General features: G+C 42.5%; 20 protein-coding genes. 2 read left to right on the top strand and 18 right to left on the bottom strand.

The window, feature by feature from the left end:
• Positions 1–12: 12 nt before the first annotated feature.
• The 12 genes from ylqF to smc all read right to left on the bottom strand — a co-directional run bounded on the left by ylqF (position 13) and on the right by smc (position 11,069).
• On the bottom strand, positions 13–858 hold the full coding sequence (ylqF, locus tag BMZ58_RS15755) for a ribosome biogenesis GTPase YlqF (protein ID WP_075037523.1): 846 nt from the start codon (positions 856–858) through the stop codon (positions 13–15).
• A gap of 10 nt (positions 859–868) precedes the next feature.
• The gene (gene lepB / locus BMZ58_RS15750; protein WP_075037522.1) at positions 869–1,420 is read right to left on the bottom strand and encodes a signal peptidase I; all 552 of its coding nucleotides are present in this window, start codon (positions 1,418–1,420) and stop codon (positions 869–871) included.
• Positions 1,421–1,599: 179 nt separating this feature from the next.
• A complete protein-coding gene (gene rplS, locus BMZ58_RS15745) occupies positions 1,600–1,944 on the bottom strand; it encodes a 50S ribosomal protein L19 (RefSeq protein WP_075037521.1) in 345 nt (114 codons plus the stop codon).
• Between the two features lie 127 nt (positions 1,945–2,071).
• Positions 2,072–2,803 (bottom strand): tRNA (guanosine(37)-N1)-methyltransferase TrmD, encoded by a 732-nt coding sequence (gene trmD, locus BMZ58_RS15740; protein WP_075037520.1) that lies wholly within the window; start codon positions 2,801–2,803, stop codon positions 2,072–2,074.
• Entirely contained in the window at positions 2,803–3,318 is a 516-nt protein-coding gene (gene rimM / locus BMZ58_RS15735) for a ribosome maturation factor RimM (RefSeq protein WP_075037519.1), read from the bottom strand. The genes trmD and rimM overlap by 1 nt, the downstream gene beginning before the upstream one ends.
• Before the next feature lie 8 nt (positions 3,319–3,326).
• Positions 3,327–3,713 carry a YlqD family protein gene (locus BMZ58_RS15730; protein ID WP_075037518.1) on the bottom strand — a complete coding sequence of 129 codons (387 nt, stop codon included), beginning with the start codon at positions 3,711–3,713 and terminating at the stop codon, positions 3,327–3,329.
• Positions 3,714–3,876: 163 nt separating this feature from the next.
• Positions 3,877–4,104, bottom strand: a complete 228-nt coding sequence (locus BMZ58_RS15725) for a KH domain-containing protein (protein ID WP_075037517.1) — start codon at positions 4,102–4,104, stop codon at positions 3,877–3,879.
• Between the two features lie 18 nt (positions 4,105–4,122).
• Positions 4,123–4,392 carry a 30S ribosomal protein S16 gene (gene rpsP, locus BMZ58_RS15720; RefSeq protein WP_075037516.1) on the bottom strand — a complete coding sequence of 90 codons (270 nt, stop codon included), beginning with the start codon at positions 4,390–4,392 and terminating at the stop codon, positions 4,123–4,125.
• An 84-nt stretch (positions 4,393–4,476) separates the two neighbouring features.
• Positions 4,477–5,817, bottom strand: coding sequence for a signal recognition particle protein (gene ffh, locus BMZ58_RS15715; RefSeq protein WP_075037515.1), 1,341 nt, complete (start codon positions 5,815–5,817; stop codon positions 4,477–4,479).
• A gap of 13 nt (positions 5,818–5,830) precedes the next feature.
• The gene (locus BMZ58_RS15710) at positions 5,831–6,160 is read right to left on the bottom strand and encodes a putative DNA-binding protein (RefSeq protein WP_075037514.1); all 330 of its coding nucleotides are present in this window, start codon (positions 6,158–6,160) and stop codon (positions 5,831–5,833) included.
• A 75-nt stretch (positions 6,161–6,235) separates the two neighbouring features.
• Positions 6,236–7,495, bottom strand: coding sequence for a signal recognition particle-docking protein FtsY (gene ftsY, locus BMZ58_RS15705; RefSeq protein WP_075037513.1), 1,260 nt, complete (start codon positions 7,493–7,495; stop codon positions 6,236–6,238).
• 13 nt (positions 7,496–7,508) lie between these two features.
• A complete protein-coding gene (gene smc / locus BMZ58_RS15700; RefSeq protein WP_075037512.1) occupies positions 7,509–11,069 on the bottom strand; it encodes a chromosome segregation protein SMC in 3,561 nt (1,186 codons plus the stop codon).
• 179 nt (positions 11,070–11,248) lie between these two features.
• Here smc and BMZ58_RS15695 point away from each other — a divergent pair, with 179 nt between their 5' ends.
• Positions 11,249–11,470, top strand: a complete 222-nt coding sequence (locus tag BMZ58_RS15695) for a DUF1128 domain-containing protein (protein WP_075037511.1) — start codon at positions 11,249–11,251, stop codon at positions 11,468–11,470.
• 203 nt (positions 11,471–11,673) lie between these two features.
• Here BMZ58_RS15695 and rnc read toward each other — a convergent pair whose 3' ends face one another.
• From rnc to fapR, 6 genes are all read right to left on the bottom strand, one after another.
• A complete protein-coding gene (rnc, locus tag BMZ58_RS15690; protein WP_075037510.1) occupies positions 11,674–12,366 on the bottom strand; it encodes a ribonuclease III in 693 nt (230 codons plus the stop codon).
• Between the two features lie 81 nt (positions 12,367–12,447).
• Complete coding sequence (acpP, locus tag BMZ58_RS15685) at positions 12,448–12,681, bottom strand: acyl carrier protein (protein WP_035505393.1); 234 nt, start codon at positions 12,679–12,681, stop codon at positions 12,448–12,450.
• 60 nt (positions 12,682–12,741) lie between these two features.
• On the bottom strand, positions 12,742–13,482 hold the full coding sequence (gene fabG / locus BMZ58_RS15680) for a 3-oxoacyl-[acyl-carrier-protein] reductase (RefSeq protein WP_075037509.1): 741 nt from the start codon (positions 13,480–13,482) through the stop codon (positions 12,742–12,744).
• Positions 13,482–14,423: an ACP S-malonyltransferase gene (gene fabD / locus BMZ58_RS15675; RefSeq protein ID WP_075037508.1), complete on the bottom strand. Its 942-nt coding sequence runs from the start codon at positions 14,421–14,423 to the stop codon at positions 13,482–13,484. The genes fabG and fabD overlap by 1 nt, the downstream gene beginning before the upstream one ends.
• Complete coding sequence (plsX, locus tag BMZ58_RS15670; RefSeq protein WP_075037507.1) at positions 14,420–15,424, bottom strand: phosphate acyltransferase PlsX; 1,005 nt, start codon at positions 15,422–15,424, stop codon at positions 14,420–14,422. The genes fabD and plsX overlap by 4 nt, the downstream gene beginning before the upstream one ends.
• Before the next feature lie 17 nt (positions 15,425–15,441).
• Positions 15,442–16,002 (bottom strand): transcription factor FapR, encoded by a 561-nt coding sequence (gene fapR, locus BMZ58_RS15665; protein ID WP_075037506.1) that lies wholly within the window; start codon positions 16,000–16,002, stop codon positions 15,442–15,444.
• A gap of 346 nt (positions 16,003–16,348) precedes the next feature.
• Here fapR and BMZ58_RS15660 point away from each other — a divergent pair.
• A partial coding sequence (locus BMZ58_RS15660) for a transposase (protein WP_167360094.1) occupies positions 16,349–16,573 on the top strand: 225 nt, incomplete at its 3' end.

Below are 16,573 nucleotides of genomic sequence, written 5' to 3'. Positions count from 1 at the left end.
CTTAAAAATAAATTATTCGGTAGGTTGTTCAAAGCTGATGAGACCTAGTTTGCCTGATCGCAAATCTTGTAAAATGATATCTGCAACTTTGTCAAAATTCACTTGACCGCCACTTTCAAGACACCCACGCTTTCTGCCGATGACTTCAAAGTTCTCCATCATATCATCGACCCGACTCAATCCAAATCTTTCATCCAAAAGATACGGGTAGTAGGAATATAAATAATTCAGTACATAAGCAGCTACATCTTCTTTTGGTAGAATCTGATCTTTTATTGTACCGATCGCTGCTAGACGGTAGCCTACTTCTTCTTCTTCGAATTTTGGCCAAAGGATTCCCGGTGTGTCCAGAAGTTCAAATTCTTTTTTCACTTTAATCCATTGCTGCTTGGTGGTAACCCCTGGCTTGTCCCCTGTCTTAGCCATCTTTTTATTAGCGAGACGGTTGATTAGTGTCGACTTTCCGACATTTGGAATTCCTAAAATCATTGCTCTGGAAGCTCGAGGACGAATGCCCTTCGCTTTTTGTTTTTCCATTTTTTCTTTCCCTAATTCCTTCGCTTTTTGAATGACTTTCTGAACATCCTGCTTCTGGTTCGCCTCGATTGCAACAGAGAGGATACCCTGTTGTTTAAAATGTTCAATCCATTGATCTGTTATTACCGGGTCTGCCAAATCCTTTTTCATTAACACGATCATTTTCGGCTTTTCTTGCAGAATACCGTGGAGCATCGGATTCTGCGAAGAGAGCGGGGCTCGGGCGTCGACTAGCTCGATGACAAAATCCACGAGTTTAAGCTTCTCTGCGACCTCTCTTTTCGCTTTGGCCATATGGCCAGGAAACCATTGTATAGTCATGCTTTTCCTCCTAGTTGACGAGTTGTATCCGGTCTAATGGCCAATAGGAAACCACAGCTTCTCCTACCATCTGTTCTTGTGGAATCATGCCTAGCATCCGGCTATCTGTAGAGTTGTTACGGTTGTCACCTAGTACGAATAAATACCCTTCTGGAACTTCTTCAAATTCACCCGGGATATCTTCTTCCATCTTAAAATCGTCGGTCAGTGTCTGGTCACTGTTCAACTGTTGTTTACGCTCTTCGAGAAACGGTTCGTCTACCGGTTCTCCATTCACATAAAGCTGGTCATCTTCATAGGCAATATGATCGCCCGGCAGTCCGATCACTCTTTTTATGTAGTCTTTCCGTTCGGTAGCATGAAATACAACAACATCGAAACGATCAGGCGAACCAACAGAATAATTCAGTTTACTCACGATTAAATGGTCGCCACTCTGAAGCGTAGGTAACATCGAAGGTCCTTCCACAACTACAGGGGCGAACAAGAAGACTCTTACAATAACTGCTAAGGCACCAGCTATGAGAAATGCTTTGATCCAATCGAGCCATTGTTGTTTCATTCGTATCCCCACTTCCTTGCGTAAAGGAGTTTTGGAGCGGCAAAACCGAACAAGACGAGTCAAGTACAAGGCCTAACCATCCCTCGTACAAACGGTTTGCTGCCTGAAAATCCTTTATTCCTCTATCTAAATTGAGTAGAAAAAAGGAGCTTGACATAGCAAGCTCCTTTTCACTGAAATTACCTAACTTCTTTAATACGTGCAGCTTTACCGCGTAGGTTACGCAAGTAGTAAAGTTTCGCGCGACGTACTCTACCACGACGAGAACGTTCGATCTTAGCGATACGTGGTGAATGAACTGGGAATGTACGCTCTACACCTACACCGTAAGAGATCTTACGAACAGTAAATGTTTCGCTGATTCCACCGTTCTGGCGCTTGATGACAACACCTTCGAATACCTGGATACGCTCGCGTGTACCCTCGACAACCTTCACGTGTACCTTGACAGTATCACCAGGACGGAAGTCTGGATGGTCAGAACGAAGCTGTTCTTTTGTAATGTCATGAATCAATTGTTGCATGATTTTCACTCCTTTTTAACTAATGCTCTTGTCTTCTAAGAGGCAGCGGAACATCGTTTTCCACTTAAACCGTACGTTTAAGCACAAGATTAAATATACCATAATGACAAAAAAACATCAACAACCCTCAGCTATTTTTCCACTCTTCCAGCCAAGATTCCTCTTTAGCAGACAACTCTCTATCTTTCAAGAGATCCGGCCTTCTTTCAAAGGTTCGCTTAAGAGATTGATAATGCCTCCACTCCTCAATTTTAGCATGGTTTCCCGACAAAAGAACATCCGGCACCTGGTGTCCGCGGAAATCTGCAGGCCTCGTATAGTGAGGATGCTCCAGTAAACCATTGGAGAAAGAATCCATAGGAGCTGACTGAGCATTTCCGAGGACACCAGGAAGCAAACGAACAACTGAATCTATCACTACCATCGCTCCAAGCTCTCCACCAGTCAACACATAGTCACCGATAGAAATTTCATCTGTCACCAACTCCTGACGAATACGTTCGTCATACCCTTCGTAATGGCCGCAAATGAATACAAGATGATCTTCCTTGGATAATTCTTCTGCTTTTTGTTGAGAATAGGGTTCCCCCTGCGGACATAGGAGCACGACACGAGGCGGTTTGTCCGCTTTTTCTTTAATATCATGAATACTATCAAATATTGGCTGCGGCGAAAGCACAAGACCTGCCCCGCCACCATATGGATAGTCATCGACTTTATTATGTTTGTTTATTGTATAATCACGAAAGTTCACGTACTGATAAGAAAATGCATTTTGCTCCTGTGCACGTTTCATGATTGAATTTTGTAATACCCCATCAAACATTTCCGGAAAAAGTGTCAAAATATCAATATGCATTAGTCCAGCAGCCCCTCTATTGGATCGATGATGATCGTTTGCTCAGCAGGATCCACTTTTTTGACAACAGGCTCAATATAAGGAATGAGGAGATTTGACTTACCTTTTTGTTTCACAACCCATACATCATTCGCTCCAGGGGTCAGAATTTCCTTTACTTTGCCTAACTCTTCCCCAGATTCGAGATATACCGTACAACCAATGATTTCATGGAAATAAAATTCATGATCATCCAGCGTTTCCTGAGCTTCTTCTGAGACCATTAGTTTTCCATTCTTATATCGCTCCACATCATTAATCGAATCATGCTCTTCAAAGCTTATGAGATCGAATCCTTTATGAACCCGGTGACTACGGATGATCAAAGGTTTCGGATCTTCCTTATCATTTACCCAATACAAAAGCTGTCCAGGTTGGAAACGTTCATCAAAGTCTGTAATCCGGTGAACTTTCACTTCCCCTTTAATCCCATGTGTATTGATAATTTTCCCGACATTATATAACTGTTTATCCATGAATATTATTACCTCGCTCGTATGACTTTTCCATCTTTAATGACGATTTGACGTTCCTGAATAACATCATTCCAATAATCGCCCTCTTCGACGTTAATCAATGCTTCTACTTCGTCTGTTTCAATTTCGCTTTCATCAGGCAGGATGTCCAACTGTTTGCGTTGATATTCCAGCCATCGCAACTGATCTTTCCGACGTCCGATTTCCTTGGAAAAACGGCGCTCGACTTCTTGCTTGGAAACACCAGGTTTACGCTCCAGTTTCTTTTGTTCAAAAGCGAGTTGTCTACATTCCTGATCGAGCTGCTGACTTCGCTGCTCGAACTTTTCTCTTAAACGCGCACGGCTGGACTCTGTCAAAATTTCTTTGACTGGTACCTTTCTGATGATCTGCATCTTCGTCCGCTCCTCTATAACCATACGTTCGTTTCGCGCTATCGGTTTAATGGATGCCTGTACACAGGGCAGCCTTATTTGCTAATCCTGTTTATTAGAGGCATATAGTAAAAAAAGGGAAAAGGTTGCCCCTCTCCCTTTCTCACCAATAAAATTTGCTCTGTTACATAATATCCAAGTAAATTCTCTTCTCTGCATCAGAGCCTGCCGCATAGACGACAGTTCGAATCGCTTTCGCAATCCGCCCGTTCTTTCCAATCACTTTCCCGACATCATCCGGGTGGACAGAAAGATGATAAACCACTTTGTGATCTTCTTCATTCACGTCCACTTGGATGTCATCTGGATGATCGACAAGCGGAGTGACGATCGTTTCGATTAAGGCTTTCATGGAATCACCACTACTTTATTATTGGTTTTTCTTTTCGTGGAACTGCTTCATGATGCCTTCTTTTGAGAAAAGGTTACGAACCGTGTCGCTTGGCTTAGCGCCGTTAGACATCCAGTCGATCGCTTTGTCAGCGTCAAGCTTAACCTCAACAGGGTTAGCAACTGGGTTATATGTTCCAATTTGCTCGATGATACGTCCATCACGAGGAGAACGAGAATCAGCAACTACTACACGGTAAAATGGGTTACGTTTAGATCCCATACGTTTTAGGCGAATTTTTACTGCCATTTTTAACAACCTCCAAATTTCTTTAATGTTTCACACAGATTTAGATTTTAGCAGAACTTCAAGGGTGTGTAAAGGATTTTTCCATTACATAAAAGGAAATTTCATTCCTTTTCCTTTTTTCCCCTTCGTGTTGCTCATTTGTTTCATCATTTTCTTCATTTCTTCAAACTGTTTCAACAGTCGGTTAACTTCTGAAACAGAGGTGCCCGAACCTTTGGCTATACGTTTCTTACGACTCGCATTCATGAGGGAAGGGTCCTGTCGTTCGTTTTTAGTCATCGACTGGATGATCGCTTCCACATGGACAATTTGCTTGTCATCAAAAGAAACATTCTGAAGACCTTTCATCTTGTTGGCGCCAGGGATCATATTAAGGATCTCATCAAGGGGTCCCATGTTTTTCACTTGTTCCATCTGCTCGAGGAAATCCTCGAAGGTGAACGAAGCATTCCGCATCTTCGATTCAAGCTCTTTGGCTTGCTTTTCATCCACTTGGGTTTGTGCTTTCTCAATCAGTGTAAGCATGTCCCCCATGCCGAGAATTCTGGAAGCCATTCGCTCAGGGTGGAAGGTCTCGAGCTGGTCGAGTTTTTCACCCATACCGGCGAATTTAATCGGCTTCCCTGTAACAGCTTTAATGGATAAAGCGGCACCTCCACGAGTATCGCCATCCAGCTTCGTTAATAACACACCAGAAACGTCGAGCTGCTCGTCAAAACTTTCAGCAACAGTGACGGCATCCTGACCAGTCATGGCATCAACGACGAGGAAAATCTCATCAGGGTTTACGGCTTCTTTAATTCGTTGCAGCTCTCCCATCAACTCTCCATCGACATGTAAACGTCCGGCCGTATCAATCAGCACATAGTCATGATGCTCTTCTTTTGCTTTAGCAACTGCATTCGTTGCGATATCAACAGGATCGACGTCCGTACCTTCTTCATGGACAGGCATATCCAGTTGTTTTCCCAGCGTCTGAAGTTGTTGGATGGCAGCAGGCCGGTAGATGTCAGCTGCAGCCAGCAAAGGTTTTCTGTTGTAGCTTTTGCGTAACAAGTTGGCAAGTTTACCAGTAGTAGTCGTTTTACCAGCACCCTGGAGACCGACCATCATGATCACAGTCGGCGGACGTTTTGCGACAGCTATTTTACTTTCGTCTCCGCCCATCAAATCAGTCAATTCTTCTTTGACGACTTTAATGACTTGTTGTCCTGGAGTCAAGCTCTCCATAACCTCTTGTCCGACGGCGCGTTCCCGGACACGCTTGACAAAATCTTTGACCACTTTAAAGTTTACATCGGCCTCGAGGAGGGCGAGACGGACTTCACGGGTCATCTCTTTTACGTCTTGTTCGGTTACCTTCCCTTTGCCCTTGATTTTCTTGATCGTTTCCTGCAAACGGTCGGATAAACCTTCAAATGCCATCGAAGAAACCCTCCTATTCTAATTCTTGTAATTGATGCAGCCAATCTTGGAACAGTTCCGGAAGTCGACCTTTATCATACTCTGCTTCCATCTCTTTTATCACCTGTTGGCGCTTTTTGAACTTCTCATATAAATGAAGCTTTTTTTCATATTCTTCAAGCATCGTCTCTGTTCGGCGAATGTTATCGTAAACCGCTTGACGTGAGACATCAAAGGTTTCTGATATTTCACCAAGAGAATAATCTTCAAGATAATATAACTCCATGTAATTTCTCTGCTTGGGAGTCAACAACGATTGATAGAAATCGAATAGGTAATTGATTCGTGTCGTTTTTTCAAGCACGCTTGAAGCACTCCTTGTTAAGTGAAATACCTTTACACATAAATACTAACGGAACATGTCCTAACATGTCAAGACTTAAACCGTTTCTTCTTCCTCATACTCATCTATCATGTCTGCAAATAAACCATAAACAAAGGCATGAGCATCAAAAGTTTCTAAATCTGTCACTTTTTCACCAAGTCCGACAAGTTTCACAGGAATATCCAGCTCATTTCGGATCGCAAGGACAATACCACCTTTTGCTGTCCCGTCCAGTTTAGATAGAACGATTCCTGAAACATCGGTCGCTTCAGAGAATGTCTTCGCCTGACTCATCGCATTTTGCCCAGTAGTGGCGTCCAATACAAGGAGTACTTCATGGGGGGCTCCTGGCACTTCACGCTCAATGACACGCTTGACTTTTGTAAGCTCATTCATCAAGTTCACTTTGTTTTGCAAGCGGCCGGCAGTGTCACAGATAAGCACATCCGCTTTTTTAGATTTAGCGGATTGGATTCCATCATAGATGACAGCAGCAGGATCACTTCCTTCATTATGTTTCGTGACGTTGACCCCGACTCGGTTGCCCCACTCTTCCAGTTGTTCAATAGCCCCGGCTCTAAACGTATCACCCGCTGCTAAGGTCACGTTCTTCCCTTCAGATTTCAGCCTATGAGCAAGCTTTCCGATCGTTGTTGTCTTACCGACACCATTCACTCCGACAAACAAATAAATCGTCAAGCCATCAGGGTTTTCATTCAACCCTTCAATCTCCTCAGCCTCATCGTCACCATAGTAAATTTCAACGAGCTTTTCTGAAATGATTTCTTTTACTTTTTGAGTGTCCTGAACATTTCTGCGTTTGACTTCCATTTCTAACTCTTCGATCATTTCCATAACTGTTGTGACACCCACATCAGCGGAAATCAGAACTTCTTCAAGTTCTTCAAAAAAGTCCTCATCAACGGTGCGGTAGCGAGCGACAAGGTCATTAATTTTACTAGAAAAAGAGTTACGAGTTTTAGCGAGGCCCATTTTAAACTTGGCAGCGATAGAGGTACGATCCTCTTCCTCCTCCGCTTTTACACTTTCTTCTTCGTCTTCCGTCGTATCCTCTTCTATTTCTTCCTCGGAAGCTTCTTCTGAAGTTTGTTCCTCATCATCAAAGTCGTCTATAACTTCTGAAACTTTTTCTTCTTCATCAACTTCTGTTTCTCCGTCGAGTGAACCATCTTCCTCTGTAACATCTTCCTCTACAACATCTTCTGATGCTTCTTCCTGATGCTGGTCATTCTTTTCTTCTTCAGCATCCGGACCTTTTACGAACTTATCTTTTAATTTCTTAAAAAAACTCATCCTACCATCCTTTCTAGGCTTCCAGTAATTCCGGCGTTTCTTCCAATCGAACAGACACAAGTTTAGACACGCCTGACTCCTGCATCGTGACTCCGTATAAGACATCGGACTCTTCCATCGTGCCTTTCCTATGGGTAATAACGATAAATTGTGTTCTTTCACTGAATTCTTTTAAGAACTTAGCAAAACGATCAACGTTCGCTTCATCCAGCGCCGCCTCCACTTCATCCAAGACGCAAAACGGTACAGGACGGACGCGCAAGATGGAAAACAATAAGGCAATAGCCGTTAAGGCTCTTTCTCCTCCTGATAACAAGCTCATGTTTTGAAGTTTTTTTCCTGGTGGCTGTGCGACTATATCCACACCGGTTTCCAGCATATCGGTTGGATCCGTTAGTTGCAGATCTGCACTTCCCCCTCCAAATAACGTCCGGAAAACTTCACTGAATTCTGAACGGATTTTTGTAAACGTATCCTCGAACTTCCGTTTCATTTCTCCGTCCATTTCATCAATCACAGAATGCAGCGTTTGCTTCGCTTCTAATAAGTCTTCCTGTTGCCCTTTGAGGAATTCATATCTTTCCTTGATGCGGTCGAATTCCTCGATGGCTCCTAAATTGACAGTCCCAAGCTCTTCAATGGAGCGTTTTATGAGTTTGACTCTTGTCGACGCAGCCTCTACATCCTCCACTTCCACATAGTCGCGTTTAGCCTTTTCAAATGTGATGACATACTCCTCCTGTAAGTAAGTGAGCATATTTTCGAGTTCCACATCTAAACGATTGGCTTTCACTTCTTTTTGCTGAATGTCCTGAACATAATTTTGGTGACTGCGCTGCACTTCTTTCAGTGACTGCTCAACTTGCTGAATTTCTTCTCCTTTTTGATGACGCTCTTCTCTCACCTCTTTAATCTTAATGGAGATCTTCTCTTTTTCGTCTCTTGTTTCTTCAATTTGAACAGAAACCTCTTCTTCTGTTTGGTTCGAGTCTGCCACTTCCATCAACTGTTCGTAGGAAGCACGGTTACCCCTTAGCTCCTGCTCGATGAGATCCTTCTCCTGTTGATAACGATCTACTTTTTCCTGTTGATTGTTAACGGCTGATTCTTGTTCTGCCAGTTGAATTTGAAGCTTTTGTTTGCGGTCTAGCAATTTGGCTTCATCTTCTTTTTGCTGTTCTTTTGTCACTGTCAGTTCTTCAATTTTCTGTTGAATGACTTCGAGTTCACTTTCTACAGTGGTTAACGTTTCATCCAATTCTTTCAATTGCTTATCTGCTTGATGGGTATCTTGATTGTATTGTTCCTGGTCCTGGTCGAACAATTGCAGTTGATCATTAAGGTGATCAAGTTTCACTTGTAATTCCCGCTGATCGGACTGTTTTTCATACTCATCCTGTTTCATCTTGGAAAGTTTCAAACTCCACTGTTCTTTTTCTTTTTCCTGCTCTGCCAGCGTCTCTTTGAGTTGTTTCACTTTATTTTCAACATCTAATGCTTTCGTATCGAACTCCACAATCTTTTCACTTAACTCCTGAAGTTCCTTTTCTCTAGTAAACAACGATTGCTTGGATTGTTTCTTCGCCCCCCCGGACATGGATCCTCCTGGATTTACCACATCTCCTTCAAGCGTAACAATCCGGTATTTCCGATTTAAAAAGTTGGCCAGACTATTCGCGCTTTCCAAATCTTTTGCAATAACAATATGTCCAAGTAAATGTTCGATCGCCCGTTTATAAGCCTGGTCATAGCCAATCAAATCTGCAGCAACACCGACAAACCCATTTTGTTGGGCTAAGGAAGAAGCACCATGTACACTGCGAGGCTGGATGGAAGTCAAGGGGAGGAAAGTGGCCCGGCCTTTATTGTTGCTCTTCAACCAATGAATGGCTTGTCTCCCGGTCCGTTCATCTTCCACAACGATATGCTGAGCTTGCGCCCCCAGAGCAGTTTCAATCGCAGTTATTAGATTGGATGGTATGTCAATCAACTCGAGCACAGCACCGTTGATTCCTTTGACCTCCCCTTTTTGGGCGGCTTTCAGTACTTCACGGACACCGTGGAAATATCCAGAAAAATCTTCTTTCATATCTTCCAGCATTTCTTTCTTTGAGCGCATCTTCTCTAAATATTGATAGCCTTTGTAAAGCTTTTCCTGCCATTCCTGATATGTTTTTTTATTGTTTTCCAGTTTGGCATTCAGTTCTCTTACTTGTTCTTCCAGTTCCTTACGTTCACGTGTAATTTGATCCAATTCTGTGGTAGTCACACGCAGTGTTTCTTCTAACTGTTCACGCTCACTTCTTAAATCTTTAAATTTATCAACCTGCACACCTTTTTTAGAGTGAATCTGACTCAATTGTTTTTCAAGTAACTGCCTTTCATTCCGCTTGGCAGCTTGCTTGTTCAAAAGCTCGATATACTCACTCTTCAAATCCTCAATTTGTTCCTCAATCAGATGTATATCCTGGTTTAACGCCTTGGTCGTCTGATTGAGTTCACGCTTAGTTTCTTGTTTTTGTTGTTTCGTTTCTTGTAATTTCTTCGACTCTTCCCCTGCTATGGATTTTATACTTAAAAGTTTTTCAGAGAGGTCTTCATAAGCTTCTTCTAACTTTGATTTATTTTCTTCAAAGTGCTTATGCCTCTCTTGCATCAATTGTTTCTTACCTTCCAGGCTTTCCAGTTCTCTCGTTAAGTCGAGCAATTTCCCCTGGAGGTTTTCTAATGATTCGTCAAGGGCTTTCACTTCCTTACGTTGTTTCGTTAGTAAGGATTCTTTCTCATCAATTTTTAAAACCAATTCACTTTCTTGTTTTTTTATATGATCGAGTTCTTTTAGGATCCTTTGCCAATCTCCATGCACTTGTTCTATTTGCGTAATCAACAAAGAAATTTCGATATTTTTCAGTTCTTCTTTTTTCTCTAAGTAATCTTTCGCAACAGCCGCCTGCTCTTTCAGTGGCTCAAGCTGACCGTCGATTTCATAAATGATATCCTCTACACGGTTCAAGTTTTCCTGGGTTTCGGATAACTTATATTCTGCTTTTTTCTTCCGCTGTTTATATTTAAGAACGCCTGCTGCTTCTTCAAAAATGGAGCGCCGTTCTTCTGCTTTTGAACTTAATATTTCTTCGACTTTTCCCTGGCTGATGATAGAAAAAGCTTCTCTTCCAAGCCCTGAGTCCATAAACAAATCGACGATATCTTTCAAACGGCATGTCTGATTGTTAATATAAAACTCACTCTCACCAGAACGGTAGACTCTTCTCGTGACACTCACTTCTTGATAGTCCAGCGGCAACTTCCTGTCGGTATTATCAAGGGTCAGCGTTACTTCAGCCCTATTCAACGGGGCGCGACTTTCACTTCCTGCAAAAATTATATCTTCCATTTTACTGCCACGCAGTGATCGTGCCGACTGTTCTCCCAACACCCAGCGAATGGCATCTGTTATATTACTTTTTCCGCTACCGTTCGGACCGACGACAGATGTAACACCCGATACAAAATCAACCGTCACCCGTTCGGCAAATGATTTAAAACCTATCGTATCTAACTGTTTGAGGAACATAGTCATCCTCCTGTTTTTTCACAAATCTTTCATTCACTCAACTTATATATTTTATCATAAACATCTATGCTACGGTAGTTTGTCAAGCTTCTTTTCTATCCACACAGGGTTTCATAATTCGCCAAAGTCCTTTATCATATGTAATAGCCTATACCATGATCTCTAGAGGAGGATCTATTTTGAGTTTACAAGAACCGAAGCAAGAAAACCTTGAAGTCATCATTAACGATATGGCGGAAAAACTACAAGTCGTCAACCGTTCCCTCATGGACCCGGATGATTATGATCTTAATAAGTATGAAGAAATTAAATCCCTCCATGATATTATCGAGATGAAGGGGCAATTGAGCGTTTCCGAAATCCAGGCTTTCGTTCAAGAACTTGGACAATACAGAAAATAAAACAACCAAAGCTACTACCCTAAAAAACCGTTCTGGCATCAAAACTGGCTGGAACGGTTTTTTAATTCTCTATTCTACTTCATCTACTTCCCATCCTAACTCAATACCCTCGGCGCGGAGTAGAAGTAAACCGTCAAAAAAAGCCCAGAGAAAACTCTGAGCTTTTCCTTCAAACAGCATTTTAATCATTGAAAACCTAAGTATTATAATGGTGCACCCTGATTTTTCAAGGCTTGTTGGGCCGCCTTCTGTTCAGCTTCCTTTTTTGTCCGTCCTACACCTATGCCCCCAAGTTCATTTTGTATATGGACATGGGCTATGAATTCACGGCTATGGGCCGGCCCTCTTTCTTCCACTATTTCATATTCGATTTTACTGTTCTTATCCCGCTGGATGAACTCTTGCAGCTGGCTCTTAAAATCCATCGCATGAGAAAAAGCACCTTTTTTCACTTTTGGATACACATACGTTTTTAAAAACTGTATGACTGCATCGTAACCCTGGTCAAGATAAAGTGCTCCGATGAACGCTTCAAAAACGTCCGCTAATAATGCTGGACGATTACGCCCTCCTGTCAGCTCTTCGCCTTTTCCTAGTAAAATCAGGTCTTGGAAATTCAGCTCATTGGCAAATTCCACCAAAGATACTTCACAAACGATCGATGCCCTGAACTTGGTAAGCTCTCCTTCTGCCATATTTGGAAACTCACGATATAAATATTGAGAGACTCCCAGTTCAAGCACAGCGTCCCCAAGGAATTCCAGACGCTCATTATCTTCCCGATCGGTTTTCCGATGCTCATTCACATAAGATGAATGGGTGAAAGCCTGTTCCAGTAACGAGATATTATTGAATTGTACATTTATTTTCTTCTGGAAACTGGAAAAATCATCCATAAATCACCGTGTCCTTTGCTATGAATTTCTTTTTTAATATAGGAAACGCTGCCCGTATTCATACGGACAGCAATTCCTTTTTTACGACTGACTGCTTATGTAATTCACAGCGTCGCCTACTGTATTGATTTTTTCAGCTTCTTCATCAGAAATTTCCATATCAAACTCATCTTCAAGCTCCATTACAAGCTCTACTACATCAAGAGAGTCTGCTTCTAGATCTTCTTTGAAGGAAGCTTCCATAGTTACTTTAGACTCATCAACGTCAAGACGATCGACGATGATCTGTTTAACTCGATCAAATGTTTCTGCCATTGTAACCTCACCTCCCTTCAGTAATTATAGTAAATTTCTTAGAGAAAAACCATAGTGATTTTACATTACCATTCCGCCATCAACATGAAGTGTCTGGCCTGTCATGTAAGCTGCATCCTCGGAAGCAAGAAAACGCGCCACCCGCGCTACATCCTGCCCCTCTCCAAGGCGTTTTAACGGAATGAGAGCCATCATCTGTTCTCTTTGCTCATCTGTGAGGGCATCCGTCATATCTGTAGCGATATAACCTGGCGCTACAGCATTCACATGAATATTCTTCGCTGCTAATTCTTTGGCATTGGACTTGGTCATTCCAATCACGCCCGCTTTTGCTGCTACATAGTTTGCCTGACCAGGGTTTCCTGATACTCCTACGATGGAAGCAACATTGATAATTCTCCCGTATTTCTGTTTCATCATTTGGCGTGTAACCCCTTTAGTACATAGGAAAACGCCTTTCAGGTTCGTATCGATAACAGAATCGAATTCTTCTTCTTTCATTCTCATCAATAAGTTATCTTTTGTAATCCCAGCGTTGTTCACAAGGATATCCAGACGGCCGAACTCATCCACAACGGTTTTAACCATCTGTTTTACATCGGCCTCGACAGCAACATTCGCCTGGATTTTAATTGCTATGCCGCCCTGGTCTTTAATTTCCTGTACGACCGCTTCTGCTTTATCTTCGCTGCCAGCGTAATTGACCGCGACTTTCGCGCCTTGTGCCGCAAGTTCTAAAGCGATGGCGCGGCCTATTCCGCGTGATGCTCCTGTTACTAGAGCGACTTGATCTTGTAGCATTAAGACTCCTCCTTGTACCAATCAATGAATGCTTGTAATGAATCTGGGTCCTGGACATTGAATGTTTTCATTCGACGTTTTACTTTTCTAACAAGGCCTGTTAAAACTTTACCCTGGCCGACTTCTACAATTGCATCGACATCCTCTTCGACAAATGCCTCCAGGATTTGTTGAAAGCGAACAGGAGAATAAAGCTGTTCAACCAGCAGTTTTTCGATTTCTTCGGCTTCTGTCACCGGAGCTGCGGTTACATTTGCAAACACAGGAATTTCTGCATCATGGATGCGAGTCTCTTCTAAGTGGTTAGCAAAATCATCACTCGCGGACTTCATCAACCGTGAATGGAACGGGCCACTTACATTCAAAGGAAGAACTCGTTTCGCTCCTGCTTCTGAAAGTTTTTCAGAGGCTTGTTCAACGCCTTCCTTTGTACCTGAAATAACAATTTGGCCAGGACAATTGATGTTAGCAAGATCCACAGCAGTATCTCCGTCAAAGAATCGCAACACTTCTTCAATTTCTTCTTCCGATAGACCTAGGACTGCAGCCATTGTCCCTTTCCCAGTAGGGTAAGCCTCTTCCATCAACTTTCCACGAACATGGACGAGTTGGACGGCTTCCATAGGAGTGAGAGCACCAGCAGCTACAAGGGCGGTGTATTCCCCTAAACTATGTCCAGCAGTCATTGCCGGAGCAATTCCTTCTTGTTGAAGCACTTGTTGTATAGCTACACTGTTTAAAAGCAGTGCCGGTTGTGCATTTTCTGTTCTTGTCAATTCCTCAGAAGGGCCTTCAAACATTAGTGTAGTCAACGAATACCCAAGAGCCTCATCTGCTTCATCAAACATTTGTTTCACGGAAGGATAGGCTTCATACATAGCCTGCCCCATTCCTACTTCCTGAGAACCTTGCCCAGGAAACACCCAAGCGATTCGCTTCATGATTCTTCCTCCTCTTTATTCATCTCATTTAAAGTCGATGATATGGTGTTTGTGACATCAAGTTCTATCATCTGACAAGCTTGACGGATAGCATTCAGCACCGCTCGTTCATTAGACGAACCATGTGCTTTGATGACCGGCGCAGATAATCCAAAAAGTCCTGCTCCTCCGTATTCACTGTAATCGAGTTGGTCTTTCAACTTTCGCAAGTCATTCTTCGCAAGACCTGCAGCTATTTTTGTTTTAAAATTACTCATGAACGTTTGCTTTATCATGGAAAACATAGTCATCGCTGTACCTTCGATCGTTTTAAGTGCTACATTTCCTGTGAAGCCATCCGTTACGACCACATCAGCAACACCCTCTAACAGATCGCGTGCTTCTACGTTACCAACAAAATTGATAGGAGCCGTTTGCATCAATTCAAATGCTTTCTTTGTAAGTTCACTCCCTTTACCGTCCTCTGTACCCACATTCAATAATCCAACCCTGGGTTTTTCGATATTGCGGACGTTTTCAGCATATATACTTCCGATGACTGCGTATTGCAATAAATGATCGGGTTTCGCATCCACATTGGCACCGACATCCAACATAAGAAACCCTTTGCCATCAGAGGTCGGCAGGGTTGGGCTGAGAGCAGGACGATCTACTCCTTGCATGCGTCCCACGACAAACAATCCGGCACTCATCAATGCGCCGGTATTTCCCGCAGAAATACAGCCATCGGCCCGTCCTTCTTTAACTTCATTGGCTGTCAACACCAGGGAGGACTGTTTTTTTCTCCTAACAGCATGGACTGGTTCGTCATCGGCCGTTATCGTTTCTGTAGTATGTAAGATGGATACGTTCGTCTGATTTTTTAAATGAGGTTTTATTTGGGCTTCGTCCCCCACTAAAGTAATCTCCAAACCCTTGATTGTGTCAGCAGCTTCCACAGCCCCTTTCACAATCGCTTCAGGAGCGTTGTCCCCACCCATTGCATCAATGGCTAACTTCATTGTCATTCCATCTCCTTCTATTGGTTCGAGCGATACATTTCAAATGAACCGGCAAAAACTTCTTCATTATCAACATAACTATGCACATTGACGAGAGTTCGTCCTTTTTCATCTTCCCCTTTGACCGTTGCTTTCGCGATGACACGCTCGCCTAGTTTAACGGGTCTGGAAAAATGAATCGTTGAGCGTGCAGTTAATGCTACATCGTCATTAATTAGAGCCACAGCAAGTGAATTGGCTTGTGCAAATAAGTGATGCCCTCTTGCTATATGGTTTCTTGAGAAAACATGTTCAGGCCGAATGTCTAAAATGGAAATAGCGCGATCATCCAATTCAAGATCGACGACTTCACCGATAATTTCCTCTACCGGCAGAGCCTTCACCGTATCATTCCATTCTTGTGTTGCGACCGACTTAATTCGTTCACGCAATTCAGGTATTCCTAATTCCATCCGGTCAAGCCTGATCGTTTGAATGCTGACCCCAAAAGATTTCGCCAATTGTTCGTCTGTGATGAAGGGGGTCTGGTCTATTTTCATTTTCAATTCTTCTTGACGTTCTTGTTTAGACTTTTTCACACAGATTCCACCGTTCATTTAATCATAAATTTCAGTTTATGACTAGGTACTAATAGTAATATATAATACCAATTCGATTTTCGCAAGGAAAGAAGAATCCCGAGTTGAAATTCCTTATTTATAATGTCTCCATTAAATCTCTTTATTAATTATTTCGTATAAGCTCCCTATTCTTGAACACCTAGTTTCGAGACATTTTATGAGTGGTTAGGTGCGGCGGGGAATGACTGAGGCCACTGAAAAACGCCTCCTAAAATAAGGAAAATGAAATAAAAGCATAAAAAAACCTCCAACTTTGGTAGAATTGAATTGACTAGAAACAAACACCAAATTGGAGGTTTTTATGATGCTCACTCAACATAGTCAAGTAAGCTTCTACACAGAATTATACACCAGAATCCCGGAAGATAACACCCTCCGAATTATACAAGATCATTTGGACTTCTCCTTTATCAATAATCTCCTTAAAAATTCTTATTCTCTTTATTATGGAAGGCCTTCGAAAGAACCTGAAATGATGGTTAAGCTTCTAATCCTCAAGAAATTCTACGGCCATTCCGATGAGAGTGTG

It is taken from the genome of Halobacillus dabanensis (assembly GCF_900114165.1).
GTDB lineage: Bacteria > Bacillota > Bacilli > Bacillales > Halobacillaceae > Halobacillus > Halobacillus dabanensis.
The sequence above is the reverse complement of the archived record's forward strand: the minus strand, read 5'-3'. Positions and strand labels throughout refer to the sequence as shown.